Source organism: Gordonia sp. 'Campus' (assembly GCF_022206305.1).
Taxonomy (GTDB): domain Bacteria; phylum Actinomycetota; class Actinomycetes; order Mycobacteriales; family Mycobacteriaceae; genus Gordonia.
The window spans coordinates 67,327-93,183 of record NZ_JAKOIW010000015.1; the positions used below are offsets into that span (position 1 = coordinate 67,327).

Sequence of the window (25,857 nt, forward strand, 5' to 3'; positions counted from 1 at the left end):
GACTCCGAACTCCCACAGCCTGTTAGAGAGAACACACCATGACCACACTGGAAATCCGTGACCTGCACGTCGATGTCGCCCAGACCGACTCCGACGCCGAGCCCATCCACATTCTCAAAGGTGTCGACCTGACCGTGAAGTCCGGTGAGACGCACGCGATCATGGGACCCAACGGTTCGGGCAAGTCGACCCTGTCCTACGCCATTGCCGGCCACCCCAAGTACGAGGTGACCTCCGGGTCGATCACCCTCGACGGTGAGGACGTCCTGGAGATGAGCGTCGACGAGCGCGCCCGCGCCGGTCTGTTCCTGGCGATGCAGTACCCCGTCGAGGTGCCGGGCGTCTCGATGTCGAACTTCCTCCGGACCGCGGCCACCGCCGTGCGTGGCGAGGCTCCGAAGCTGCGCCACTGGGTCAAGGAGACCAAGGAGGCGATGACCGCGCTGGAGATCGATCCGTCGTTCTCCGAGCGCAGCGTCAACGAAGGATTCTCCGGCGGCGAGAAGAAGCGCCACGAGATCCTGCAGCTCGATCTCCTCAAGCCGCGCATCGCCATCCTCGACGAGACCGACTCCGGCCTCGACGTCGACGCACTGCGCGTCGTCAGCGAAGGCGTCAACCGGTACAAGGAGCGCGACAACGGCGGCGTCCTGCTGATCACGCACTACACGCGCATCCTCCGCTACATCAAGCCGGACTTCGTGCATGTCTTCGTCAACGGTCGCGTCGTCGAGTCCGGCGGTTCCGAGCTGGCCGACGTGCTCGAGGAGAACGGCTACGAGCGTTTCACCTCGGCGGCCAAGGCCGTCTGAGCCGCCTTCCGGTTCAGCCCGAGTACTGCACACCAGAGTCGGCACAGCACAGTCCGCTCATCAGAGTCCGCACACAGGAGGTGTACGTAGGTGACACTCTCGACTGAAACACCCTCGAACGGGACAACCGCGGCGGCGCTGGACGTCGACGCACTGAGGGCTGATTTTCCGATCCTGTCCCGCACGGTGCGCGATGAGAAGCCGCTGGTCTACCTCGATTCCGGGGCGACCTCACAACGGCCGCTCCAGGTTCTGGATGCCGAGCGGTATTTCCTGACCCACCACAACGCGGCCGTGCACCGGGGCGCCCATCAGCTCGCCGAGGAGGCGACCGACGCCTACGAGGACGCACGTGAGGTCATCGCGCAGTTCGTGGGTGCGTCGGCGGACCAACTGGTGTTCACCAAGAACGCGACCGAAGCGCTGAACCTGGTGGCCTACACACTCGGTGATGCGCGGTCGGCGTCGGTCCTGGGCGGGTCGGCGTTGGGTCCCGGCGACACGGTGGTCATCACCGAGCTGGAGCATCACGCCAACCTCGTGCCATGGCAAGAACTCTGCCGGCGGACCGGCGCGACGCTGCGGTGGTACGGGATCACCGACGACGGCCGGATCGACCTCGACTCACTGACCCTCGACGACTCGGTCAAGGTCGTCGCGTTCACCCAGCAGTCCAACGTCACCGGTGCGGTCGCCGATGTACCCGAGCTCGTGTCCCGTGCTCGCGCCGTCGGCGCTCTCGTCGTTCTCGATGCCTGCCAGTCGGTTCCGCACATGGTGGTCGACTTTCCGGCTCTCGACGTAGACTTCGCGGCCTTCTCCGGGCACAAGATGTTCGGTCCGAGTGGGGTCGGGGCGCTGTACGGCAAGGCCGAGATCCTCGACGCACTACCGCCGTTCATCACCGGCGGGTCGATGATCGAGACGGTGACCATGGAGGTCTCGACCTACGCGCCCGCGCCCCAGCGGTTCGAGGCCGGCGTGCCGATGACCTCGCAGGTCGTCGGGCTCGGCGCCGCTGTCCGGTACCTCCAGACGATCGGCATGAGCGCCGTTGCGGCGCATGAGCACGCGCTGACCGAGCGGGCCCTGGATCAGCTCTCGGCCATCGACGGTCTGCGCATCATCGGGCCGTCGACCACCGAGAAGCGCGGCGGCGCGGTGGCGTTCCTCGTGGACGGCATCCACGCCCACGATCTCGGACAGATCCTCGACGACGAAGGCGTCGCGATCCGCGTCGGCCACCATTGTGCGTGGCCGCTGCACCGGCGGTTCGGTGTCGCCGCGACCGCTCGCGCCTCCTTCGCCGCCTACAACACCTTCGCCGAGGTCGACGCCCTCGCGGCCGCGATCGTCAAGGCGCAGAAGTTCTTCGGGACGGTCTGAGCATGCGGATGGAACAGATGTACCAGGAGGTGATCCTGGACCACTACAAGCACCCGCACGGCCGCGGCCTCCGCGAGCCGTTCGGCGCCGAGGTGCACCACGTCAACCCGACCTGCGGTGACGAGGTGACGCTGCGTGTGGCCGTGTCCGAGGACGGTACGTCCATCGCCGACGTCTCCTATGACGGGCAGGGGTGCTCGATCTCGCAGGCCTCCACTTCGGTGCTGCACGACCTGATCGTCGGACAACCGGTCGCCGAGGCGCTGGTGACCGTCGACTCCTTCACGACGATGATGACCTCACGCGGCAAGGATCCCGGCGACGAGGACACCATCGGCGACGGCATCGCGTTCGCCGGGGTCAGCAAGTACCCCGCACGCGTCAAGTGCGCGCTCCTCGGCTGGATGGCGTTCAAAGACGCACTCGCGCAGACGATAGACAGCCATGACACACGAGTGGAGACAGCATGAGTGACGACACCGCAACCACAGCACAGACACCGACCGACACCGGCGTGACCGGCACGCCACCGGCGCCCGCCACGTCGCTTCCCGCGATCGACGACGTCGAGGAGGCCATGCGCGACGTCGTCGACCCCGAGCTCGGCATCAACGTCGTCGACCTCGGGCTCGTGTACGGCATCGAGGTGACCGACGATGCGGTGGCGAAGATCGACATGACCCTCACCTCCGCGGCGTGCCCGCTCACCGATGTGATCGAGGACCAGTCGCGCGGCGCTCTCGTCAGCAGCGGCCTGTGCACCGACCTGGAGATCAACTGGGTCTGGCTCCCGCCGTGGGGGCCCGACAAGATCACCGACGACGGTCGCGAACAGCTCCGCGCACTTGGGTTCACCGTCTAGTCGGGTTCCTGCCCGACGGCCATGACGTCCTGGTTCGAGTCGCGCGTCGAGCGGATGATCCGCGAGGCGACCGAGCGCGGCGAGTTCGAGAACCTCCCCGGTGCGGGGAAACCGCTCGACCTGTCCGACAGCGATGACCCCGACTGGTGGGTCAAGCGCAAGATCCGCGACGAGAACCTCGATTCGTCGGCACTGTTACCCGCTCCGTTGCAACTCCGACGGGAAGCGCAGGATTTTCCGGAATCGCTCCGCGACATCGCCGACGTGAACGCGGTCCGGGACATCCTGATCGACTTCAATCGTCGTGTGCGCGAGGCGCATCTGGCGTCACGTCAGATCGCGTTGCCGCACAGCGTGGTCGCCCACACCGTCGACGTCGACGACCTGATCCGGCGTTGGCGGGCGCTGCGGGGCTGAACCGCACCGCGCAACCGGACGCAAATCGGTTGCCACGGCCCGTACGGTGAGACGGTGATCCTCTCCGTGCAGGTCGCCGGGGACAGCGACGTCCCGGCCACCGAACTGGGCTTCCTGCTCCACAAGCATCCGGACCGCGTGCAGACCTTCCCGACCAGCCAGGGCCGTGCCACGGTCTTCTACCCCGAAGCGGGCTCGTCGGCCTGCCGGGCGGTGCTCCATGTCGACGGGGCCGGCGCGCGGGTGCCGCGCGATTCCGCACGCTATGTGAACGACGTCGCACACGCCGCCGGATCGCGACTCGTCGTCGCGATCGGCAAGGTTTTCGGAGACGCACTCGCCGGACGCTGCAAGCACAAGCCCGACCTCGTCGATCACCGGTGGTCGATGACGTTGACCATCCCGTCGGTTCCGCTGCGTGCGCGAGCGACCCCGGCCGACCTGTTCGGCCCGCTCGGGTGGGCTGTGGAGGTCGAGCCGCAGGAGCTGCGACCGTCCGAGTGGGGGGACTCCGACTACGCGACCGTGACATTGCGCGGACTGTTCACGGTCCGCGACGCGCTGCGTCACGTCGCGATCCTCGTACCCGTCCTGGCCGACGACCAGCACTACTTCGTCCACGAGCCGGAGATCGAGAAGCTGGACCGGCTCGGCGCGGACTGGCTGGCCGACCATCCCCTGCGCGAGGCCATCGTCGGGGGCTACCTGAAGGGCATTCGTCCACTCGTGGACGGGGCGCTGGGCCGCCTGAGCGGCGACGACCCGTCGCCGCATCCGACTCCGCGGTCGCCCCTGCGCGAATCCCTTGCGCAACAGCGCATCGAGCGGGTCGTCGAGCTGGTTCGATCGTCCGGTGCTCGTTCGGTCCTGGATGTCGGATGTGGCGAGGGTCGGCTGCTCACCGCCCTGGCCGCCGACCCTGGCCTCGTCCTGGCGGGCGTCGACGTGTCCATGGCCGCGCTGGGTCGTGCCGAGACAGCTCTCGCGCGCGTCCGGGGAGTGGAGTTGTGGCAGTCGTCGCTGGTCTATGCCGACGCCCGATGTCGCGGATACGACGCCGCAATCCTGATGGAGGTCATCGAGCACGTCGACCTCGATCGGTTGCCGAGGGCCGCACACACCGTCTTCGACGGGATGGCACCTCGCGTCGTGATCGTCACGACACCCAACCGGGAGTACAACGCGCACTACGGGATCGACGTGCGGCATCCCGACCACCGGTTCGAGTTCACCCGCGGCGACTTCACCCGGTGGTGCGACTCGGTGGCCGTGGAGTATCGCTACGACGTCGAGATCGGCGGTATCGGCGACCCGCACCCGGACCACGGCACCCCTACGCAGTTCGCTGTCTTCACACGCCGCGACGTCACCGCGACCGGAATGGACGAGACCGCATGAGCCGCATCGAGATCCCCTCGCTCGGACTCGTCGTACTCGTCGGCGTCGCGGGTGCCGGGAAGAGCACCTTCGCGCGCACCCACTTCAGTGACACCGAGGTGTTGTCCTCGGATGCGTTCCGTGGGTTCGTCGCCGACGACCCGACCGATCAGACCGCGACGGCCGATGCGTTCGAAGCGCTGATCGACGTCGCCCGCCGCCGGTTGCGCCGCGGCCTGCTGACCGTCGTCGATGCCACCTCGCTCCGTCCGGAGGACCGGAAGGTGTTGGTCGACCTGGCCAAGGACGAGGATGTCTTCGCGGTCGCAATCGTGCTCGACGTGCCGGTCGCGGTGCTGGTGGGTCGGGTGGCCGACCGCGAGGACATCGACGAGGGCGTCGTCGTACGTCAGCACAAGCTGCTGCGTCAGCACGGAAAGAACTTGCGACGAGAAGGTTTCCGGTTCGTCCATGTGTTGTCCGACCAGGCGGAGATCGAGGCGGCGGAGCTGGTGCGCACCCGCCTGTTCAACGATCGCACCGACGACCACGGCCCGTTCGACATCGTGGGCGATGTCCATGGTTGCGCCGATGAACTGTCCGACCTGCTGACCGCGCTGGGATGGTCGCTGGTGCGCGACGCCGACGGACGGGCGGTCGCCGCGCGTGACCATCCCGACGGTCGACGCGCGATCTTCGTGGGCGACCTCGTCGACCGAGGGCCCGACACCCCGGGTGTGCTGCGTCTGGTCATGTCCATGGTCTCGGCGGGACAAGCGATGTGCGTACGCGGCAACCACGAGGAGAAGCTGCTCCGCGTCCTGCGCGAGCGCACCGCGCGAGGCGCGGAGTCGACGGTGTTGACACACGGTCTGGCCGAGACGATCGCCCAGTTGGCCGACGAGCCCGATGACTTCGTCGCCGACGTGACCGCCTTTCTCGACGGGTTGGTGTCCCACTATGTGTTCGACGACGGGCGCCTCGTCGTCGCCCACGCCGGACTCGCCGAGCGCTACCACGGGCGCACATCGGGCCGCGTGCGCAACCTCGCCATGTACGGCGAGACGACGGGTGAGAAGGATCGGTGGGGATTCCCGGTGCGGGTGGAATGGGCTCGGGACTACCGCGGCACGGCCATGGTCGTCTACGGGCACACACCGGTACCGACCGCCGCCTGGTTGAACAACACGCTGTGTGTCGACACCGGCTGTGTCTTCGGCGGTCGGCTCACCGCGCTGCGGTATCCCGAAGCCGACATCGTCGATGTGGCTGCGCGCACGGAGCACTGGCCGTCCGAACGTCCCATGGGGTACGGCGACACCACGGGCGACGCGCGTGTGCGGTCCACGATCCGCCTCGACGACGTCGTGGGCAAGCGCGCGGTGGGCAACCGGTTCGGACCGTCGATCACGGTGCGTGACGACCACGCCGCCGCCGCGCTCGAGGTGATGTCGCGGTTCGCCGTCGACGCGGGGTGGTTGCGGTACCTGCCGCCGACGATGAGCCCGGTGACCGGCACCGCCGACGGCTTGCTGGAGGACCCCGAGGCGGCTTTCGAGTTCTACCGGCGTTCAGGCGTCGCGAGGGTCGTGTGCGAGGAGAAGCACATGGGCTCTCGCGCGGTCCTCGTGATCTGCGACGGCGAGGCGACCGCGACGGAGGTGTTCGGTGTCACCGGCGGAGTCGGTGCCCTCTACACCCGGACCGGAAGGTCGTTCTTCGGTCCCCACGACACCGCGTCGATCATCGAGCGGGCCGGGTCGGCGGCGCGTTCGGTGTTCGGCTCGCTCGGTTGTCGCTGGATGATCCTCGATGCGGAACTGCTGCCATGGAACATCAAGGGCGAAGGCCTGATCCGCAGTGAGTTCGCGGGTGTGGCGGCCGCCGCCGGCCCCGAACTCGATCTGCTGGCGTCCGAACTCGCCGTCGCGGCGGGTCGGGGACTCGATGTGACGGGGCCGGTGGCCGCGGCCGCATCGCGGCGGGCGGACATCGACGCGTTCACCCGGGCCTATCTGGATCATGTGCAGGTCGGCGCGACCGTGTCGGCAGCGCGCATCGCACCCTTCGAGGTGCTGGCGTTCGGCGGACCCGACGGGTCGCACACTGCCGAAGAACTGCCGCACGCATGGCATCTCGATGTCGCCGGGCAGCTCCGCGCGGCCGACCCGGAACTGTTCGTGACGACCGCACATCGCGACGTCGACCTCGGCGACGACGCCGCGGTCGCCGAGGCCGCTCTGTGGTGGCACGATCTCACCGACGCCGGCGGAGAGGGCATGGTGGTCAAGCCTGCCGCGAACATGACCCGCGACCGGCGAGGACGGATGGTCGCACCCGGGGTGAAGGTGCGTGGGCGGGAGTACCTTCGCATCGTCTACGGGCCGTCGTATACCGACGACATCGGACGACTCCGCGGCCGGGATCTGCGGCACAAGCGATCGATGGCGTTGCGCGAGTACCAGCTCGGTCGAGAGGCACTGGCCCGCCACATCGGCGGGGAACCGTTGTGGCGGGTTCACGAAGCGGTCTTCGCCGTCCTCGCGCTGGAGTCCGAGCCGGTCGACTCGCGGCTCTAGGTCGTGTCGCCTGCCCAGTCCGGCATCGACATGGCGCCGCGGGCGACGACCGAGCGTGTCCGCATGTCGACGGACCTGATGACCCGGGTCATCGCACCCATCGTCCCGGTGAGGTCGTCGCGGTCGCTCAGGTAACTGCGTTGTGCGGCGATGGGCATGGCGAAGAACGCCTCGAAGAAGGCGACGGTCTGCGCTGGACTCAGCTGCAGCAGAGCGTTCAACCCGCGTAGACGCAGATTGTGCACGGCGCGGGTCTGTGCGGGCCAGAGATCCGATGCGGGGTCGCGGCCCGCGGCGAGCGCGGCGACCACCGCGTCGGTGCACATCAGGGAACTGGCGACGCTGTAACCGGTCGTCGGGTTCTTGAATCCGCCTGCGGCACCGAAACGGAACGTCGGATCGCGCCACGGTCGCGGAGACGAGCCGGTCAGCGGGAAGTCGACGTGTTCGACCCGCCGGATCGTGCTCGGCATACCGCCGAGTCGTTCGGCGAGGCGCCGTTCGAGTTCGTCGAGTCCGAGGGCGGGATGCCCCGCGAGACAGGTCTCCTCGAGCAGGAACTCGCCGTCGCCCAGCGGTACCACGTAGAGAAACGACGGCAGCGCACGGCGGTCCGCGGCTCCGCCCCGCCAGTCCATCAGCAACGCCTCGTGTCCGGCGAGAACCGGTGCGGCCGTGGCCGAGTCGACGACGATCCCGTATGCGGTCTGGCGCGGCGCATCGTGGGGGAGTGCGCCGCGGCAGTCGACCACGGCGTCGCCGGTCAGGACTGAACCATCGTCGAGATGGACACGGCCGCCGTCGATGTCGACGACGCGGGCGGTGACCGTCGGCGCTTCGTCGACAGCCAGCGAGCGTTGCAGACCCGGGGTGTCGAACACGGTGTAGCCGCGCGCGATCTCCTCCAGTGCGTGTCCGGCGACCCCGATGCGATCGGTTCGGGCGGCAACGGCGGAGGGGTCGAGCCAGTCGGGCAACTCGTCGGACCAGCAGGCGAAGGTCGATCGCCAGACCCGTTCGGGGTTCGGGTCGACGAGCGTGGCCGACACGCCCGCGCGTACCAGCCGGTGGACGAGTGCGCGGCCGGCCGGTCCGGCCCCCGCGACGATGACTCCGGAGCTCACACCCCGTCCTTCGTCACCGGCGCCGGTCCGGACGGGCAACCGTCGACAGCCGTTCCGTCACGCACCACCGGTGGCCAGCATGCCGCCGTCGACCGCGAGGGTCTCCCCGGTGATCCACGCCGACTCGTCGCTCGCCAGGAACGCGACCGCGCGGGCGACATCCTCGGGTTCGCCGATGCGCTTCATCGGATACGACGCGGCGGCCCGCGCCTCGTTGTCGCCCTCGGTGAAGACCGACGCGAACTTGGTCCGCACGATCGACGGTGCGATCGCGTTGACCCGGATGTTCGGGCCGAGTTCCCACGCCAGTTCGGCGGTGAGTCGGATCAATGCGGCCTTGGACGTCCCGTAGGCCGCGATGACACCGGTCGACCGCAGACCCGCGACCGACGAGATGTTGACGATCGATCCGCCGGACTCCTTCATCCCGGCGCGATAGGCCTCCTGGACGAACCCGAGGGCGGCGACCACGTTGGTGTCGAACGTCTTGCGGTATGCGGCGAGATCGGCGTCCATCAAGGGGCCGGCGAGGGGAGCGATACCGGTGTTGTTCACCAGGATGTCGATCCCACCGCCCTGCGCGACCGCGGCCGCCACGGCCGCCGCGCGATCGTCGGCGTCACCGGTGTTGCCCGCCGATGCCGAGACCGTCGCGCCCGGGACCGCCGCCCGGATCCGGTCCGCGGCCTCGGCGAGCGGCTCGGCCTTGCGGCTCGTGATGACGACCGAGGCGCCGCGTCTGGCGAGCTCGGTGGCGATGGCCTCGCCGATGCCACGACTGGCACCGGTCACCAGTGCCGAGCGGCCCGTGAGGTCGGAGGACTGGGGGAAGTTCTGCGGAATCGTTGTGGATTGCGTCACGCTCCTCACCGTATCGGTCCACCGTGTTCCCGCGGGCGCGGTCGGTGGCGTCCCTGGACGACGAGTGCGTGGACAAATGGGTGGCGCGACACCGGTAGACTGGCACGTCGTGATCACCGCGACCGACCTTGAGGTACGAGCGGGCGCTCGGACCCTGCTGTCGGCGCCCGGCGATGCCCTGCGCATCCAGCCCGGCGACCGCATCGGCCTCGTGGGCCGCAACGGCGCGGGGAAGACCACCACGTTGCGCATCCTCGCGGGGGAGACCGAACCCTACGCGGGCTCGATCCGCCGCTCCGGTGAGCTCGGTTACCTTCCCCAGGATCCCAAGGAAGGCGATCTGGACGTCCTCGCCAAGGACCGCGTGCTCTCGGCGCGTGGGCTCGACGAGATCCTCCGCGACATGGAGAAGCAGCAGGCGGCGATGGCCGAGGCCGCCGACGACAAACTCCGCGACAAGGCGGTCGCCCGCTACGGTCGTCTCGAGGAGCGTTTCTCGTCCCTCGGCGGTTACGTCGCCGAGTCCGAGGCCGCCCGCATCTGCAACAGCCTGGGTCTGCCCGACCGCGTCCTCAACCAGCCGTTGCGGACGCTCTCCGGTGGTCAGCGTCGGCGTATCGAACTGGCCCGCATCCTGTTCGCGGCGTCTGACGGGTCCGGGAAGTCCGACACCACCCTGCTGCTCGACGAGCCGACCAACCACCTCGACGCCGACTCCATCGCCTGGTTGCGCGGCTTCCTGCAGAACCACGAGGGCGGGCTCGTGGTGATCAGCCACGACGTCGACCTACTCGCCGATGTGGTGAACCGGGTCTGGTTCCTCGATGCGGTCCGAGGTGAGGCCGACATCTACAACATGACCTGGAAGCGTTACCTCGACGCGCGCGCGACCGACGAACAACGGCGTCGTCGGGAACGGGCCAACGCCGAGAAGAAGGCCTCGGCACTGCGCACGCAGGCCGCGAAGCTGGGTGCCAAGGCCACCAAGGCCACCGCGGCACAGAACATGCTGAAGCGGGCCGAGCGGATGATCGATGCGCTCGACGACGAGCGGGTGGCCGACCGTACGGCGCGGATCCGGTTCCCCGAACCCGCCACCTGCGGCAAGACCCCGCTGATGACGTCGGGTCTCTCGAAGAGCTATGGCTCGCTGGAGATCTTCACCGGCGTCGACCTCGCGATCGACAAGGGCAGTCGCGTCGTCGTGCTCGGTCTCAACGGTGCAGGCAAGACCACGCTGCTGAAAATGCTTGCCGGCGTTGAGAAGCCGGACACCGGTCGTCTCGAGCCCGGTTACGGGTTGAAGATCGGCTACTTCGCGCAGGAACACGACACCCTCGACGATCAGGCGAGCGTGTGGGAGAACATCCGGCACGCCGCACCCGACGCCGGCGAGCAGGATCTCCGGAGCCTGTTGGGCGCGTTCATGTTCACCGGTCCGCAGCTCGACCAGCCGGCCGGAACCCTTTCCGGTGGTGAGAAGACGCGTCTGACGCTGGCCGGTCTCGTGTCGTCGGCGGCAAACGTGCTGCTCCTCGACGAGCCGACGAACAACCTCGACCCGATCTCGCGCGAACAGGTCCTCGACGCCCTCCGGAGCTACACCGGCGCCGTCGTGCTCGTCACGCACGACCCCGGGGCGGCCGCCGCCCTCGACCCGCAGCGCGTCATCCTCCTGCCGGACGGCACCGAGGACCACTGGAGCGACGAGTACCAGGAGCTCATCGAGCTGGCCTGATCCTCGCCGCCCCGCGCCTTGTCGGCCGGTGGATCAGGTTGCGGGCCAGTATTTCTTGCGCAGGTCGCCCTTCACGAGCTTTCCGGTGGGCGTCCGCGGTAGCTCGTCGACGAAGTCGACCGACCGCGGCGCCTTGTATGCGGCGATGTTGTCCTTGCTGAAGGTGATCAGGTCCTCGGCGAGTTCGTCGGTGGGCTCTTGGCCCTCCGCGAGCTGCACGCAGGCCTTGGCCACCTCGCCGAGATCGGCGTCGGGAACCCCGATGACGGCGACGTCGAAGACAGCCGGGTGGTTGATCAGGACGTTCTCGGCTTCCTGCGGGTAGATGTTGACGCCGCCGGAGATGATCATGAACGCCTTGCGGTCGGTGAGGTACAGATACCCCTCCTCGTCGACATAGCCCACATCGCCTGTCGTCGACCAGTTCTCGTGCTCGGGGTGCTGCGCGCTGCGCGTCTTCTCCGGATCGTTGTGATACTGGAAGGCCACGTCTTCACGCTCGAAGAACACCTGACCGACCTCGCCGGTGGGCAGTTCCTTGCCGTCCTCGTCGCAGATGTGGACCACGCCCAGAAGGGGTTTGCCCACCGAGCCGGGGTGGTCGAGCGCTTCCTGCGGTCCGATGAAGGTGGCTCCCGCGGCCTCGGTCGACGCGTAGTACTCGTGGATCACCGGGCCCCACCACTCGATCATCGCCCGCTTGACCTCCACCGGACACGGCGCGGCCGCATGGACGGCGATCTTGAGGCTGCTGACGTCGTACTTCGTGCGGACGTCGTCGGGAAGCTTGAGCATGCGGATGAACATGGTCGGCACCCACTGGCTGTGGGTCACCTTGTACTTCTCGATGGCCGCCAGCGCCGCCTCCGGGTCGAAGCGATCCATCATCACCACCGTGCCGCCCACCGAGTTTGTCATGCCGCAATAGCGCAGTGGCGCAGCGTGATACAGCGGAGCGGGGGAGAGGTACACGGCGGACTCGTCGTAGCCGTACATCGGCGCGAAGATCGCCGTGTAGGCGTCGGGAACCTCGTCGACCTGTCCTTCGGGCATCGGTGTCTTGATGCCCTTGGGACGGCCGGTGGTGCCCGAGGAGTAGAGCATGTCGGTGCCCCGCGGCTGATCGGTACGGGGTTCGGCCGAGGCGTCGGCCAGGATCTTGTCGTAGCTCTCGAAACCGTCGAGCTCGCCGCCCCGCACCACGCGCCGACCCGCGCCCGACAGCGCCTCGATCTCGCCCGTCGCCGACACGGCGTCGACGACGGAGGCGCCGGCGAACACGACCTGCGCATTGCAGTCGCCCAGGATGTAGTTGGTCTCGGCCGCGGTCAGATGGTGGTTGACGGCCGTGACGTACAGACCGCTGCGCAGCGCGGCCCAGTAGACCTCGAACACGTGGAGGTCGTTGGCCGAGACCACCGCGATGTTGTCGCCGCGCGTCAACCCGAGAGAGTCGAGGTAGTTGGCGAGCCGGGTCGAATTCTCGTCCAGTTGCCGGTAGGTCAGCTGCTCACCGGTGGCGGCACGAATGATCGCGGGCTTGTCCGGAGTGGACTTCGCGAAGACTCCTGGGAACAAGGGTGCACTCCTCGAAAACGAAGGGATGTTCACCCCGAACGAGCGCTATCTAACGCTCGTTCGGGGTGTCGTGAGTCACACTACCTCAGAGACGTGTCCGATTCGCGGGGGCTCAGTGCGACGCCAGGAACCGGTCCATGGTGCGTTCGGCGAGCGCCGTGATCGTGAGCGCCGGATTGACCAGGCCGACGGCTCCGGGCGCGAACGACCCGTCGACGACGTAGAGGTTGTCGTAGCCGTGCACGGCGCCGTCATAGGACGCCGCGCGGTTCATCACGACGCCGCCGAGCCCGTGATACGTTCCCGCCGAACCGAATCCGACCGCGCGGGTGTAGATCGGCACGCCGTTGGCCGGACGGCCGTAGCGGGCCTCGGTACGTTGGTGGAAGCGTGCGATGAAGGCGGTGGCCTGCCGATCGACGTCGTTGGTGCCCTCCGCGTGGGGGTAGCTGAGCTTCGCGGTGCGCGTGGCGTGATCGAAGTCGATCGTCCCGCGCTCGTCGGTGAGCGCCTGCACGAGGTGGGTGGTGGCCGCCTTGCCGAGCGGGGCCGGCAGAGGCGTCGCCTGATAGACCATCGACACCGGCGTGTCGGTGAGATGGTCCTCGTAGATCCGTGCGTAGCCGGGACCGCCCTGCACCAGGCCGAAGTCCTCGGACGGGTTGCTGCGGATCGTGAGGAAGTCGCCGTTGGTGCCGAAACCGTCGCCGATGCGTGGCGACAGCCGGGGCAGCGTTCCCTTGGCCCGCGCCTCGACGAGCATCCGGGTGGTGTGGAACGAGCCTGCCGCCATGAACAGGTGGTCGGCCTCAGCCGTCACCGTCCGGACGGTCCGGCCCTGTTCGTCGCGGACACGCGCGGTCACCGCGAATCCCGCGCGCCGCGAACGCGGACGGATCTCGAAGACCTCGTGCATCGGCTTGATCGTGACGTTGCCGGTGCGCTCGGCGGCGGCGAGATAGGTCCGGTCCGTGGACTTCTTGGCCCCGCTGTTCACGCCGTAGCTCAGTTCGCCCGCGATGACGGACGGGTTCTTGCGCCCGGCGATCTCGTCCCGGACGATGTCCCAGTCGATCGCGAAGTCGAAGAAGTGGGGCGACGCACCGTAGCGGGCGATCACTTTGAGCCAGTTCCGTGCGCCGACATAGTTGGGGTGGGCCAGGATGTCCGCGGGCATCCCCGACACCCCGAGTCCCTGCTTGGCCCGCGGATAGTAGGTGGCGGCGAGTTCGGCGTAGTCGGCCGCGGCCGGGAAGACGTGCTCGAAGTCCTGTCGTCGCGGAACGGGTGTGAACGAGCCGAAGACGAGCGAGCCGCCGCCGACGCCGGCACCGTAGACCGCCTCGATGCCGTTGCCGACGACGTGGTCCAGTACTCCCGGATAAGGCTCGACCGGGATCGAGGTGGCGCTGTTGGCGCCCGCGCGATTGCCGAACCAGGCGGCACGCTTGTCCGGCCGCGAGAACGCCGCGAAGGTGTTGCCGTCGGGGCGGATCGGCCAGCGACGGCCTCGTTCGAAGACGGTGGTCCGGTATCCGGCCTGTCCCAGGCGGAGCGCGGCGACCGAGCCGCCGAACCCGGTTCCGATGACGATGGCGGTACGGCCCGGGGCGGCCTGCGAGGTCGCGGGGGCGGCGGCGAGGGCGCCGAGCGCCCCGGCAGCCACTGCGGAACGGATGACGGTCCGCCGCGAAACCGGCGGCGTCGAGATGTTGTCGAAGATCACCGAGAAACCTTAGCCCGCACAACTAAGGTTAGGAACTCCTAACAAACGACCTCGGTGTGGAATGGATCACCATCCCGATAGGCTTGTCGGCGTGACGGCGTCGGTGCAGATCGAGGTGGACCGCGACAGCGTGGCGATGGGGGACGACGTCACGTCCCACCTGCGGCAGATCACCGTGACACCGGGCACGTTGTTGAGCGTCGTGCTCGATGCGGCCGCGCCGGAGATCCGTGCGCGCGGTTGGTCGTGGGTGGCCGATGTCGACGGCCGGGTCGCCGCGGTCTGGTCGGTGGACCATGGCGTGCAGATGCTCGTCGAGGACGCTGCGGTGTCGGTCACCGACGCGCCGCACCGAATCCACTACCGGTACTTCCTGCAGATCGATCCGGCATGGTTGCATCGGCGGCTCGCCGACGGCGCGGCAGCGAACCGGCCCGCGCTGGAACGCGACTACCGCCCTCTCGGTGACCGGCGACGCGAGGAGGAAGAACGTCGCCGGGAACGCGACTCGTCGGCTCGGTACCTGACCGGCGAGTGCACCGAGGCGTTGCGTGGGTTCGGCGCGGAGTTCGACCTGCACAACGACCGCATGGCGCGCTTCACACTGTTCGGGTCATCGATGCGGGTACAGCGCGCCGACACCATGACCATGACCTTCGACGGTACGAACGGGGTCTTGTCGTCGATTCGGCCCGTCGCGGTCGCCGAATGCTGGCTGGTCGCCGTCACCGGACAACGGGCGCGGCAGGCACGGGGTCTGGCCCCCGTCGACGACGACCCCCGGAGGCCGGCGCCGGAGCTCTGGCCCATGGCGTCGGGGACCGCCGGGACGAGGCGCTGGACGACCAGAGGCACTCCGGTCGTCCAGCTGACGGGTGACGACGCGGTCCGGGCCTACCGGTTGTCGGCGGGCCGGTCGATCCGGGAGGTCGTGGCGATACTGACCGCCGGGTGAGGCGTCAGTCGTGCGCCCGCACGGACTCCTCGACCAGGTCGAGCACCGCGTGTAGATCGTCGGTGGGCTGGCCGGTGGCCAACCGGGTGATCAGACCGTCGAGGACGAGGTCGAGATAGTTCAGCAGGACGTCCGTCGGTACGTCGTCGCGCAGGCGTCCCGCCTGGCGGCCCCGTTCCAGCCGACTGAGGGTCGCCTGCTCGACCTCCGCCGCGTACGACACCCACTCCGCCCGGAAGCCGTTGTCCGTCCGTAGTTTTCGGGCGATCTCCAACCGGGTGCCGAGCCAGTCGAAATCCTGCGGCCGGGTGAGCATGTCGCGCATGACCTGCACCAGGCCCTGTTCGGCCGCCACGTCGGCCATCCGCTCGGCGTCTTCCCGTGCGAGCGCGAGGAACAGCGCTTCCTTGTCCCGGTAGTGATGGAAGATCGCACCACGAGAAAGGCCCGTGGACTCCTCGATGCGTTTGACGGTCGCGCCGTCATATCCGTACTCCGCGAAGCAATGCCGCGCGCCGTCGAGAATCTCCCGACGACGCGCGGCAAGCCGGTCATCGCTGACCTTGGGCACGTCGCGTGCCTCCTGTCAGCTCTTGATCATGTTGCGCAGCACGTACTGCAGGATGCCTCCGTTGCGGTAGTAGTCGGCCTCTCCGGGGGTGTCGATGCGGACCTTCGCATCGAACTCCACCGTCGAACCGTCCTCCTTGGTGGCGGTGACGTGCACGGTCGACGGCGTGGTGCCGTTGTTCAGCTCCTCGATGCCCGCGATGTCGAAGGTCTCGGTGCCGTCGAGGCCCAGCGACTTGTGCGACTCGCCCTCGGGGAACTGCAGCGGGATCACGCCCATGCCGATGAGGTTCGAGCGGTGGATGCGCTCGAAGCTCTCGGTGATGACGGCCTTGACGCCGAGCAGGCTGGTGCCCTTGGCGGCCCAGTCACGCGACGACCCGGTGCCGTACTCCTTGCCGCCGAGCACGACGAGCGGGATGTTCTGCTCGGCGTAGTTCTGCGCGGCGTCGTAGATGAACGACTGCGGTGCACCCTCCTGGGTGAAGTCGCGGGTGTAGCCGCCGGTGACACCGTCGAGCAGCTGGTTCTGCAGACGGATGTTGCCGAAGGTCGACCGGATCATCACCTCGTGGTTGCCGCGGCGGGCGCCCAGCGAGTTGTAGTCCTTGCGAGCCACGCCGTTGGCGTCGAGGTACTGCGCGGCGGGGGTGCCGGGCTTGATCGTCGACGCGGGGGAGATGTGGTCGGTGGTCACCGAGTCGCCGAGCTTCGCGAGGACGCGAGCGCCCTTGATGTCGGTGACCGGTGCCGGCTCACGCTGCATGCCCTCGAAGTACGGAGGCTTGCGCACGTAGGTCGACTCGTCGTCCCACTCGAAGGTCTTGCCCGACGGCGTCGGCAGGTTCTGCCAGCGCTCGTCGCCCTTGAAGACGTCGGCGTAGTCGGAGGCGTACTGCTCCGGCGAGATCGACGAGGCGATGGTCGCCTCGATCTCCTCGTTGGACGGCCAGATGTCCTTGAGGAACACGTCGTTGCCGTCGGTGTCCTGGCCCAGGGCGTCGGTCTCGAAGTCGAAGTCCATCGTGCCGGCCAGTGCGTAGGCGATGACCAGCGGCGGCGACGCGAGGTAGTTCATCTTCACGTCGGGGTTGATGCGACCCTCGAAGTTGCGGTTGCCCGAGAGCACCGCGGTGGCGGTCAGATCGTTGTCGTTGATCGCCTTGGAGATCTCCTCCGGCAGCGGGCCCGAGTTGCCGATGCAGGTGGTGCAGCCGTAACCGACGAGGTAGAAGCCGAGCTTCTCCAGGTACGGCCACAGGCCGGACTTGTCGTAGTAGCCGGTGACGACCTGCGAACCGGGTGCCATCGAGGTCTTGACCCACGGCTTGGACGTCAGGCCCTTCTCGACGGCCTTCTTGGCGAGCAGCGCCGCACCGAGCATGACCGACGGGTTGGACGTGTTGGTGCAGCTGGTGATCGACGCGATGGTCACGATGCCGTGGTCGAGGATCATCGAGCCGCGCTCCTCGGAGTCGACCCGGACCGGCTTGGTCGGGCGGCCCTCGGCGTTGTTCGCGGCGGAGTGCAGCGGCTCGGCGCCATCGTCGGCGAAGGAGAGGGTCGCGGGATCGGAGGCCGGGAAGGTCTCCTCGACGGCCTCGTCGAGCTTCGTCTGCGGGGCCGAGTTGCCGTTCTCGACGTAGTTGTGGATGTCCTTGCGGAACGCGTTCTTGGCGTCCCACAGCTCGATGCGGTCCTGCGGACGCTTCGGGCCGGCGATCGAGGGAACGACGTCGGCGAGATCGAGTTCGAGGTACTCGGAGTAGACGGCCTCCTCGGCGTCCTTCTCCAGCCACATGCCCTGTTCCTTGGCATAGGCCTCGACGAGGGCGAGCGTCTCCTCGCTGCGGCCGGTGAGCCGCAGGTACTTCACGGTCTCCTCGTCGATGGGGAACATCGCACAGGTGGAACCGAACTCGGGGCTCATGTTGCCGATGGTGGCGCGGTTGGCCAGGGGGACCTCGCCGACGCCGTTGCCGTAGAACTCGACGAACTTGCCGACGACGCCGTGCTTGCGCAACATCTCGGTGATGGTGAGGACCACGTCGGTGGCGGTCACGCCGGGCTTGGCCGAACCGGTCAGCTTGAAGCCGACGACACGCGGGATGAGCATCGAGACCGGCTGACCGAGCATCGCGGCCTCGGCCTCGATGCCGCCGACGCCCCAGCCCAGGACGCCGAGACCGTTCTCCATGGTGGTGTGCGAGTCGGTGCCGATGCAGGTGTCGGGGTAGGCCACGCCGTCGCGGACCATGATCGAGCGCGCGAGGTGCTCGATGTTGACCTGGTGGACGATGCCGGTGCCGGGCGGCACGACGCGGAAGTCGTCGAAGGCGCCCTGGCCCCAGCGGAGGAACTTGTAGCGCTCTTCGTTGCGCTGGTACTCGATCTCGACGTTGCGCTCGAAGGCCTGTGCGTTGCCGAAGGCCTCGATGATGACCGAGTGGTCGATGACCATCTCGGCGGGCGCGAGGGGGTTCACCTTGTCCGGGTCGCCGCCGAGTTCCTTGACCGCGTCACGCATCGTGGTGAGGTCGACGATGCAGGGCACGCCGGTGAAGTCCTGCATGATCACGCGGGCGGGGGTGAACTGGATCTCGATGCTCGGATCCGCGTTCGGATCCCAGTTCGCGATCGCCTGGATGTGTTCCTTGGTGATATTGGCGCCGTCTTCGGTGCGCAGCAGGTTCTCCGCCAGGACCTTCAGCGAGTAGGGGAGTTTGCCGGTGCCCTCGACCGCGTTCAGACGGTAGATCTCGTAGCTGTTGTCGCCGACGTCCAGCGTGCCGCGGGCGTCGAAGGAATTGATACTCACGTCTAAATCCACTCTCCTCATGTACCGGCGGGCTGCGCCGGCGATACTCGATGATCGGTTTTGCGGTCGGGCGGGACAGCTGGGCGGCTGCGTCCTCTCTGCATGTCGCTTGTGCACACCGCCGAGGTCCCGCGCCGGTGGGCTGCACCGGCGCCATCGGATGTCCGCGAGGGCGACCCGCGACAACACCGTCCAGTCTAACAGTACGAGCGTACTGTTACCAAGCTCGTGCCCGGGACACGCCGGACCGAAGGGCTGGTGGCCGGATACCCAGACGATCCCATTGTGTCGTACGGTGCAGGGCGGGGTTCGGCGAGTGGGAACTCGACCACGGCTCGACGCCGTGTGTCCATGTCCGGGAAACCCGGTGATCTCGAGAGGCAGGGGTGGCGATGGGCCCGCAGGCGACGACTCTGGTGTTGGCAGCTCCCGCGGAGAACACCGAACTCACCGGCCTGGTCGGCGTGGACATGACCGAGTTGTCGAGGGACATCGCCGACGACGGCGTCGCCGGCGCCACTGACGAGCAGCTGCCCGCGATGCTCGACGTCGTGGCCTACGCCCGGTCCAAGGGGCACGACGTCAGCTTCGTCGTGGTCGATCAGGTCCAGCCGCGCTTCACGCTCTATCGCGACATCGCCAACCAGTTGCAGGACCAGGTCGGCGGAACCGTGATCGTCCTCGGTCCCAACTCCGTCGGCAGCTCGTCACCCGATTTCAGCCGGGTCGTCCAGGAGCAGGCGACCGACGGTCTGACGCTGACCGACCCGCCCGGTGCGGCCCGGCAGATGATCGACACGATGACCGGGCCGAACGTCGACTGGACCGTCGTCGGTGTCGCACTGATCCTCGTGGTGTTCGTGGGTGCGGTGCTGGCCCGCCTGCGCACCGCCCGGGCCCGCAGGCACGATGCGGCGGGCCCGCTCGCGCCCGTCGCCGCGACCGCCGGACCGGATCGTCCCGAGGACGAGGCGGCCGCGGCCGAACCGTCGTCGAGCGTGTCCCGCTGACCTGCGCCTGATCCTCACACCTGACCCCGCCGGAGCCTCACCGGCGGGCCCCACGCCTCGCGCATATCGCAGCTCGACGATGCCCGTGACGTGCGGCGGCGCGTGTCCCGCGCTCTGTTGCCGATTCGAGACCTTGGCGAACCGTGGATCTTTTGCCAGTTCACGGCATTTTCGCAGGTAATCACGCCTTTGTAATTCTGCGACAAGGTTTTCTCGTGTGGTTGATGTGACGTACGGTTCTGAAGTCGCATGTGTTTCCTGTGAGTCCCACAGGGTCACTTGTTACTGAAGTGCAGTGTGTGATCGCGGGTCCCCCGACCGTCGATCGCCAGCCGGGGATCGCCAACATCCCCGCACGAAACCGCGAGGAGTTCCGGTGAGTCGAGGAAGAACTGGTGCGTCCTGGCCGACGCGCATCTCGGCAGCCCTTGCTGTCGTGCTCATCTGCGCGGTCGGAGCCGGTCACGCCACCGCGGCGCCGAAGAAGGCCCCCGAATCCCCGGTGTCCGGTCTGATCAACCGCATCGCGTCGGTCAACCAGGACATCGCCGACCTGGATCAGGCGCTCGCGGCGCGTCAGGAGACGGTCAACCGGTCGATCGTCGACTTCCAGAACTCCCTGGCGCAGCGCCGCCTCGCCTCGGTCGCGGCTCGCGGTGCCCGCACCGAACTAGACCGCGCCGGCCGCGCGGTCGTCGACGCGCAAAAGGAGTTCGACCGCTTCGCTCGCCTTGCGTACCAGCAAGGGCCCGAACAGGTCTCCATGTCGAACTATGTCTCCTCGACCGACCCCCAGGCCGTGCTCGACCGCATGAAACTCCTCGACCAGGTCGGCAAGAAGCAGCAGGAGATGATCCGCAAGCTGCAGGTCGCCCGCAACCAGAAGGCCAACCGGCTCGCCGCGGTCGAGGCCACTCGCAGGCAGGCGTCCTTCGCGGCCAAGAGCGCCGAGCAGCGCAAGAACGACGCGATGGCCGCGGTGACCGAGGCGAAGGCCGCGATCTCCACGCAGCAGAAGCGCAAGGCCACGCTCATCGGCGAGCGTGACCGGGTGCAGAAGCGACTCAACACCATTCGCGGTTATGTGCCCAAGCAGACCGTCGAGGGGCCGTCGGCGAGTGACCTGCTCGCCGGTCTCTTCCCGTCCGACCCGTCCGGGGGCGGTGTCCTCAAGGCGCTCCCGCAGACCCCGGCGACCGACAACCAGGCCCTCGCGGTGGCGGCCGAAGCCGCTGCCCGGCTGGCGATCGACGTGGGCCAGTCGGTCCTGGCCGGTCTGGTCGGACAGCAGCAGCTGCCCCAGTCGGAACTGCTGAACGAACTCGGCATCGGCGGCGCCGACCTGACCGGGAGCAGCGGCGGGGACACCCTCAGCGCACGGCTCGGTTCGGGCAGCCTGGGCACTCTGTTCGGCAGTTCGTCCGGCGGCGGCGGAGGAGGCGGGATGGTCCGCCCCGGACTGCGCGGGCCGCAGGCCGTCGAGATCGCCGTGAACCGCGCGCTGTCGCAGCTCAACGTCCCCTACGCGTGGGGCGGCGGTGACGCCAACGGTCCGACGCAGGGCATCCGCGACGGCGGTGTCGCCGACAGCTACGGCGACTACAACAAGATCGGGTTCGACTGCTCGGGGCTGATGATCTACGCATTCGCCGGCGTGGGTATCGAACTCCCGCACTACACGGGTTACCAGTACACCTCGGGCCCGCAGTTCCCGTTGTCGCAGATGCGTCGTGGCGACATGATCTTCTACGGCCCGAACGCGAGCGCGCACGTCGCGCTGTACCTCGGCGACAACAAGATGGTCGAGGCGCCGCAGTCGGGCGACGTGGTCAAGGTGTCGCCGCTGCGCACCGACGGTGCGATGCCGAACGTCGTGCGCCTGCTCTGATCGGGGTCCGGCGACCGTCCTTCCGAACGCACGACACCGGTCGGGTCTTCTTGGCACCTTTTCAGTTCTCACCGCTAGGCTGGCACAAGCACACGCGGGGGTCTCGGCCTGCGCGCGTCGCGTGGCCGTTTCCGACCGGTCGCGCCCACACCAGCTGACGCATCGCAGTTCAGACGAACAGCAGTTCAGAGGAACAGGAGCACGGGTTGACCGAATCGCACTCCCTCGACAAGGCGGCCACGGGGGATCCCGGGACGACCGGAGCGGACGCCTCGGTACTGAGTGATGCCGACATCGCCCTGCTCGAGCGGGCCATCTACGAGGTCAAGCGAGTCATCGTCGGCCAGGACCAACTCGTCGAGCGCATCCTCGTCGGCCTGCTCGCCCGCGGTCACATCCTGCTCGAGGGTGTTCCCGGCGTCGCGAAGACGCTGGCGGTCGAGACGTTCGCGCGCGTGGTCGGCGGATCGTTCTCGCGCGTGCAGTTCACCCCCGACCTCGTTCCCACCGACCTGATCGGTACCCGGATCTACCGACAGGGCCGCGAGGAGTTCGACACCGAACTCGGCCCGGTCGTCGCGAACTTCCTGCTCGCCGACGAGATCAACCGCGCGCCGGCCAAGGTCCAGTCGGCCCTGCTGGAGGTCATGGCCGAACGGCACGTGTCCATCGGCGGCAAGACCTACCCCATGCCCGATCCGTTCCTGGTGATGGCGACGCAGAACCCCATCGAGAACGAGGGCGTGTACCCGCTGCCGGAGGCGCAGCGCGACCGCTTCCTGTTCAAGGTCCTCGTCGACTACCCGTCGGTCGAGGAGGAGCGCGAGATCGTCTACCGGATGGGCAACGTCCCGCCGACCGCCTCGCAGGTCCTCGATCCGGCGGCGATGCTACGTCTGCAACGGACCGCGGCGAACGTCTTCGTGCACCACGCGCTCGTCGACTACGTCGTCCGGGTCATCAACGCCACCCGCCGGCCCGCCGAACTCGGTCTCAACGACGTCGCGTCGTGGCTGTCCTACGGGGCGTCGCCGCGCGCGACCCTGGGCATCGTCGCAGCTGCGCGTGCGCTGGCGCTCGTCCGCGGACGCGACTACGTCATCCCGCAGGACGTCGTCGAGATCATGCCCGACGTCCTGCGTCACCGGCTGGTGCTGTCCTATGACGCACTGGCCGACGAGATCGATGCCGATCAGGTGATCTCCCGTGTGCTCCAGACCGTCGGACTGCCGCAGGTGGGCGCTCAGCCGATGGCCCAGGGGCAGTACCCGGCCGGACAGTCGCACGCGCCCGGTCCGCAGCAGGGCGCCAACGGCTATGCGGGACAACAGGTTCCGCAGTCCGCCGGTCCGGTGAACCCGAACCAGGCGCCGGTGAACCGGAATTCTTCGCAGTATGGCGGCTAATCGGGACCTGCCGAGCCTCGGCGCCGGACTGCTCGACGAGCCGCAACTGACGGCGGCCCTGAAGATGCTCGAGCTCACCGTGCGGCGCAAACTCGACGGGGTGCTGCAGGGCGAGCACCTGGGTCTGATCCCCGGGCCGGGGTCCGAGCCGGGGGAGTCCCGGGCCTATCAACCCGGCGACGACGTGCGCCGGATGGAGTGGTCGGTGACCGCCCGGACCACCCAACCCCACGTGCGACAGATGATCGCCGACCGCGAGCTCGAGACGTGGCTCGTCGTGGACGCATCGGCGAGTCTGGATTTCGGGACCGTCGGGTGTACCAAACGCGATCTCGCCGTCGCAGCTTCCGCGGCGCTGGTCCATCTGACATCCGGCGGCGGCAACCGGCACGGGGCACTGGTGGTGACCGGTGACGACGTGGTGCGTGTCCCCGCCCGCGCCGGCCGCGCGCACGCGCAGAACCTCTTGAAGGCCATCGCCACCACCCGCCGCAGCGCTCCCGGTGTGCGCGGTGACCTCAAGGCCGGCATCGAGGCGCTGCGCAGGCCGCAACGACGCCGCGGTCTCGCCGTGGTCATCAGTGACTTCCTCGGACCGATCGACTGGGAACGGTCGCTGCGCGCGATCGGCGCGCATCACGAGCTCCTCGCGGTCGAGGTGCTCGATCCGCGCGACCTCGAGCTCCCGGCCATCGGGGAGGTGACGCTCGCCGACGCCGAGTCCGGCGAGATCCACGACGTCACGATCACCGAGGACCTCCGACGCGACTTCGAGGCCGCGGCCCGTGCGCATCAGCAGCGGGTACACCGGACCCTGCGCAGCTGCGGTGGCGCGGTGCTGACGCTGCGCACCGACCGCGAATGGATCACCGACACCGTCAAGTTCGTCGCCCAGCGCCGACGCGGACTCGCGGCGGGGGTGGGGTAGTCGATGTTGTCCAGTCCGTGGTGGCTGCTACTGCTGCTCGTCGTGGCGCTTCTCGGGGCCGCCTACGTCTACATGCTGCGCCGGCGCAAGCAGCGCGCGCTGACCTTCGCCAACCTCGACCTCCTGAAGTCGGTGGCCCCCGCCGAGCGCAATCGGCTGCGGCACCTGCCGATCGCGTTGCTGATGATCTCCCTGGTGCTGCTGACCGTCGCGCTGACGGGCCCGCAGGCCGACCGGAAGGTGCCGCGGAACAAGGCGACCGTGGTGCTCGTGATGGACGTGTCCCGGTCGATGAATGCCACCGACGTGTCCCCGTCGCGGATCAAGGCGGCACAGGAAGCCGCCAAGAAGTTCGCCGACGAACTGACCGAGGGCATCAACCTGGGCCTGATCTCCTTCGCCGGGACAGCGGCCAGCCTGGTCTCACCGACCCCGGACCACAACGCGACGAAGGTCGCCGTCGACAAACTCCGACTGGACGACAAGACCGCGACCGGTGAGGGGATCTTCGCGGCGATGCAACAGATCAGCACCCTGAACGCGGTCCTGGGTGGCACCGAGGGCGCACCTCCGGCGCGCATCGTGCTGCTCTCGGACGGCAAGCAGACCGTGCCCGACGACCCGGACGATCCCCGCGGTGCCTTCACCGCGGCGCGCAAGGCCAAGGAGGAGAAGATCCCGGTCTCGACCATCTCCTTCGGCACCCGCACCGGCACCGTCGAACTCGAGGGCGACCGCGTCCCCGTCCCGGTGGACGACGATTCGCTGCGCAAGATCGCGAACCTCTCGGGTGGCGAGTTCTTCACCGCCGCGAGTCTCGACGAGCTCAACAAGGTCTACGAGAAGCTGCAGGACGACATCGGTTACGAGACCAGGCGCGGGGACAATTCGCGGCCGTGGCTCATCGCCGGTACGTTGTTCGCGCTGGTCTCGGCGTTCGCAGCGCTGGCGATCAACCGTCGTCTGCCCTGACGTGCGCTGTACTGCCCGGTGCACACACATCCCTGCCCGGCGACCGCCGTGTCACCCCCGCAACGAGAACGGATAGGTTGAACACCCATGACGGCAGCTAGCAACGAAGCGCAGAATCCCTCCCGCTCGGTCCTGGTGACCGGTGGCAACCGCGGGATCGGTCTCGCGGTGGCCCAGCGTCTGGCCGCCGACGGCCACAAGGTCGCGGTCACCCACCGCGGTTCCGGTGCGCCCGAGGGCCTGTTCGGCGTGAAGTGCGACGTCACCGACTCCGAGTCGGTCGACCGCGCGTTCACCGAGGTCGAGCAGCACCAGGGGCCGGTCGAGATCCTGGTGGCCAACGCCGGCATCACCGACAACATGCTCCTCATGCGGCTGTCCGAGGAGTCCTTCGAGAACGTCGTGGACGCCAACCTCACCGGCGCCTTCCGGTGCGCCAAGCGCGCCACCAAAGGCATGCAGCGCGCCAAGTGGGGCCGCATGATCTTCCTCGGCTCGGTGGTGGCGATGTCCGGCATCCCCGGCCAGGTCAACTACGCGGCGTCGAAGGCGGGACTCATCGGCATGGCACGGTCGATCGCCCGTGAGATCGGCTCGCGCAACATCACCGCCAACGTGGTGGCGCCGGGGTTCATCGAGACCGACATGACGGCCTCGATGGAGGACCGATACATCGAGATGGCCAAGCAGGCCATCCCGCTCGGCCGCACCGGCAAGCCCGAAGACGTGGCGGCGGCCATCAGCTTCCTCGCGTCCGACGAGGGCGGCTACATCTCGGGTGCCGTCCTGCCGGTCGACGGCGGCATGGGCATGGGTCACTGACCCGCCCGCTGCACCAGACCACCGACAA

Annotated in this window: 21 protein-coding genes; 15 read left to right on the forward strand and 6 right to left on the reverse strand. The window is 68.1% G+C overall.

Features of this window, described 5'->3' with window-relative positions; all coding sequences use genetic code 11:
- The first annotated feature begins 38 nt into the window (after window positions 1–38).
- The 7 genes from sufC (at window position 39) to MAY35_RS16320 (ending at window position 7,433) form a co-directional block, all read left to right on the forward strand.
- On the forward strand, window positions 39–812 hold the full coding sequence (sufC, locus tag MAY35_RS16290; RefSeq protein ID WP_238422347.1) for a Fe-S cluster assembly ATPase SufC: 774 nt from the start codon (window positions 39–41) through the stop codon (window positions 810–812).
- Between the two features lie 90 nt (window positions 813–902).
- Window positions 903–2,198: a cysteine desulfurase gene (locus MAY35_RS16295; protein ID WP_238422348.1), complete on the forward strand. Its 1,296-nt coding sequence runs from the start codon at window positions 903–905 to the stop codon at window positions 2,196–2,198.
- A 2-nt stretch (window positions 2,199–2,200) separates the two neighbouring features.
- Window positions 2,201–2,668 (forward strand): Fe-S cluster assembly sulfur transfer protein SufU, encoded by a 468-nt coding sequence (gene sufU / locus MAY35_RS16300; protein ID WP_238422349.1) that lies wholly within the window; start codon window positions 2,201–2,203, stop codon window positions 2,666–2,668.
- A complete protein-coding gene (locus MAY35_RS16305) occupies window positions 2,665–3,060 on the forward strand; it encodes a metal-sulfur cluster assembly factor (protein WP_238422350.1) in 396 nt (131 codons plus the stop codon). Before sufU ends, MAY35_RS16305 begins: the two co-directional genes overlap by 4 nt.
- A 21-nt stretch (window positions 3,061–3,081) precedes the next feature.
- A complete protein-coding gene (locus MAY35_RS16310; RefSeq protein ID WP_238422351.1) occupies window positions 3,082–3,477 on the forward strand; it encodes a DUF1992 domain-containing protein in 396 nt (131 codons plus the stop codon).
- A gap of 54 nt (window positions 3,478–3,531) precedes the next feature.
- The gene (locus MAY35_RS16315; RefSeq protein ID WP_238422352.1) at window positions 3,532–4,875 is read left to right on the forward strand and encodes a 3' terminal RNA ribose 2'-O-methyltransferase Hen1; all 1,344 of its coding nucleotides are present in this window, start codon (window positions 3,532–3,534) and stop codon (window positions 4,873–4,875) included.
- Window positions 4,872–7,433 (forward strand): polynucleotide kinase-phosphatase, encoded by a 2,562-nt coding sequence (locus MAY35_RS16320; RefSeq protein WP_238422353.1) that lies wholly within the window; start codon window positions 4,872–4,874, stop codon window positions 7,431–7,433. The genes MAY35_RS16315 and MAY35_RS16320 overlap by 4 nt, the downstream gene beginning before the upstream one ends.
- On the opposite strand, the gene MAY35_RS16325 is transcribed toward MAY35_RS16320, so the two are convergent.
- Both MAY35_RS16325 and MAY35_RS16330 read right to left on the reverse strand, forming a co-directional pair.
- Window positions 7,430–8,557 carry a lycopene cyclase family protein gene (locus MAY35_RS16325; RefSeq protein ID WP_238422354.1) on the reverse strand — a complete coding sequence of 376 codons (1,128 nt, stop codon included), beginning with the start codon at window positions 8,555–8,557 and terminating at the stop codon, window positions 7,430–7,432. The genes MAY35_RS16320 and MAY35_RS16325 overlap by 4 nt on opposite strands.
- Window positions 8,558–8,614: 57 nt before the next feature.
- Window positions 8,615–9,427: an SDR family oxidoreductase gene (locus tag MAY35_RS16330; protein ID WP_238422355.1), complete on the reverse strand. Its 813-nt coding sequence runs from the start codon at window positions 9,425–9,427 to the stop codon at window positions 8,615–8,617.
- A gap of 100 nt (window positions 9,428–9,527) precedes the next feature.
- Here MAY35_RS16330 and MAY35_RS16335 point away from each other — a divergent pair, with 100 nt between their 5' ends.
- Window positions 9,528–11,156 carry an ABC-F family ATP-binding cassette domain-containing protein gene (locus MAY35_RS16335; RefSeq protein ID WP_238422356.1) on the forward strand — a complete coding sequence of 543 codons (1,629 nt, stop codon included), beginning with the start codon at window positions 9,528–9,530 and terminating at the stop codon, window positions 11,154–11,156.
- Between the two features lie 33 nt (window positions 11,157–11,189).
- On the opposite strand, the gene MAY35_RS16340 is transcribed toward MAY35_RS16335, so the two are convergent.
- Window positions 11,190–12,734 (reverse strand): acyl-CoA synthetase, encoded by a 1,545-nt coding sequence (locus MAY35_RS16340; RefSeq protein ID WP_238422357.1) that lies wholly within the window; start codon window positions 12,732–12,734, stop codon window positions 11,190–11,192.
- Between the two features lie 112 nt (window positions 12,735–12,846).
- Window positions 12,847–14,460, reverse strand: coding sequence for a GMC oxidoreductase (locus MAY35_RS16345; protein WP_374237971.1), 1,614 nt, complete (start codon window positions 14,458–14,460; stop codon window positions 12,847–12,849).
- Between the two features lie 91 nt (window positions 14,461–14,551).
- Between MAY35_RS16345 and MAY35_RS16350 the strand changes: the two genes are divergently transcribed.
- Window positions 14,552–15,415 carry a hypothetical protein gene (locus MAY35_RS16350; protein WP_238422358.1) on the forward strand — a complete coding sequence of 288 codons (864 nt, stop codon included), beginning with the start codon at window positions 14,552–14,554 and terminating at the stop codon, window positions 15,413–15,415.
- 4 nt (window positions 15,416–15,419) lie between these two features.
- On the opposite strand, the gene MAY35_RS16355 is transcribed toward MAY35_RS16350, so the two are convergent.
- A complete protein-coding gene (locus tag MAY35_RS16355) occupies window positions 15,420–15,986 on the reverse strand; it encodes a TetR/AcrR family transcriptional regulator (protein WP_058250388.1) in 567 nt (188 codons plus the stop codon).
- A 15-nt stretch (window positions 15,987–16,001) separates the two neighbouring features.
- Window positions 16,002–18,824 (reverse strand): aconitate hydratase, encoded by a 2,823-nt coding sequence (locus MAY35_RS16360; RefSeq protein ID WP_238422359.1) that lies wholly within the window; start codon window positions 18,822–18,824, stop codon window positions 16,002–16,004.
- 371 nt (window positions 18,825–19,195) lie between these two features.
- Between MAY35_RS16360 and MAY35_RS16365 the strand changes: the two genes are divergently transcribed.
- The 6 genes from MAY35_RS16365 to fabG1 all read left to right on the forward strand — a co-directional run bounded on the left by MAY35_RS16365 (window position 19,196) and on the right by fabG1 (window position 25,829).
- Window positions 19,196–19,813: a DUF6676 family protein gene (locus MAY35_RS16365; protein ID WP_238422360.1), complete on the forward strand. Its 618-nt coding sequence runs from the start codon at window positions 19,196–19,198 to the stop codon at window positions 19,811–19,813.
- A 376-nt stretch (window positions 19,814–20,189) separates the two neighbouring features.
- A complete protein-coding gene (locus tag MAY35_RS16370) occupies window positions 20,190–21,701 on the forward strand; it encodes an NlpC/P60 family protein (RefSeq protein WP_238422361.1) in 1,512 nt (503 codons plus the stop codon).
- 206 nt (window positions 21,702–21,907) lie between these two features.
- The gene (locus MAY35_RS16375; RefSeq protein ID WP_238422362.1) at window positions 21,908–23,107 is read left to right on the forward strand and encodes a MoxR family ATPase; all 1,200 of its coding nucleotides are present in this window, start codon (window positions 21,908–21,910) and stop codon (window positions 23,105–23,107) included.
- The gene (locus tag MAY35_RS16380) at window positions 23,097–24,035 is read left to right on the forward strand and encodes a DUF58 domain-containing protein (protein WP_238422363.1); all 939 of its coding nucleotides are present in this window, start codon (window positions 23,097–23,099) and stop codon (window positions 24,033–24,035) included. The genes MAY35_RS16375 and MAY35_RS16380 overlap by 11 nt, the downstream gene beginning before the upstream one ends.
- Before the next feature lie 3 nt (window positions 24,036–24,038).
- Window positions 24,039–25,007 carry a VWA domain-containing protein gene (locus MAY35_RS16385; protein WP_238422364.1) on the forward strand — a complete coding sequence of 323 codons (969 nt, stop codon included), beginning with the start codon at window positions 24,039–24,041 and terminating at the stop codon, window positions 25,005–25,007.
- A gap of 87 nt (window positions 25,008–25,094) precedes the next feature.
- A complete protein-coding gene (fabG1, locus tag MAY35_RS16390; RefSeq protein ID WP_238422365.1) occupies window positions 25,095–25,829 on the forward strand; it encodes a 3-oxoacyl-ACP reductase FabG1 in 735 nt (244 codons plus the stop codon).
- Window positions 25,830–25,857: the final 28 nt, after the last annotated feature.

Bases quoted from the DNA above. Each gene is read 5' to 3' on its own strand.
- sufC (WP_238422347.1), top strand. From the start codon at position 39: ATGACCACACTGGAAATCCGTGACCTGCACGTCGATGTCGCCCAGACC.
- sufU (WP_238422349.1), top strand. From the start codon at position 2,201: ATGCGGATGGAACAGATGTACCAGGAGGTGATCCTGGACCACTACAAG.
- MAY35_RS16305 (WP_238422350.1), top strand. From the start codon at position 2,665: ATGAGTGACGACACCGCAACCACAGCACAGACACCGACCGACACCGGC.
- MAY35_RS16310 (WP_238422351.1), top strand. From the start codon at position 3,082: ATGACGTCCTGGTTCGAGTCGCGCGTCGAGCGGATGATCCGCGAGGCG.
- MAY35_RS16320 (WP_238422353.1), top strand. From the start codon at position 4,872: ATGAGCCGCATCGAGATCCCCTCGCTCGGACTCGTCGTACTCGTCGGC.
- MAY35_RS16360 (WP_238422359.1), bottom strand. From the start codon at position 18,824: ATGAGGAGAGTGGATTTAGACGTGAGTATCAATTCCTTCGACGCCCGC.
- MAY35_RS16365 (WP_238422360.1), top strand. From the start codon at position 19,196: ATGGGCCCGCAGGCGACGACTCTGGTGTTGGCAGCTCCCGCGGAGAAC.
- MAY35_RS16380 (WP_238422363.1), top strand. From the start codon at position 23,097: ATGGCGGCTAATCGGGACCTGCCGAGCCTCGGCGCCGGACTGCTCGAC.
- MAY35_RS16385 (WP_238422364.1), top strand. From the start codon at position 24,039: ATGTTGTCCAGTCCGTGGTGGCTGCTACTGCTGCTCGTCGTGGCGCTT.
- fabG1 (WP_238422365.1), top strand. From the start codon at position 25,095: ATGACGGCAGCTAGCAACGAAGCGCAGAATCCCTCCCGCTCGGTCCTG.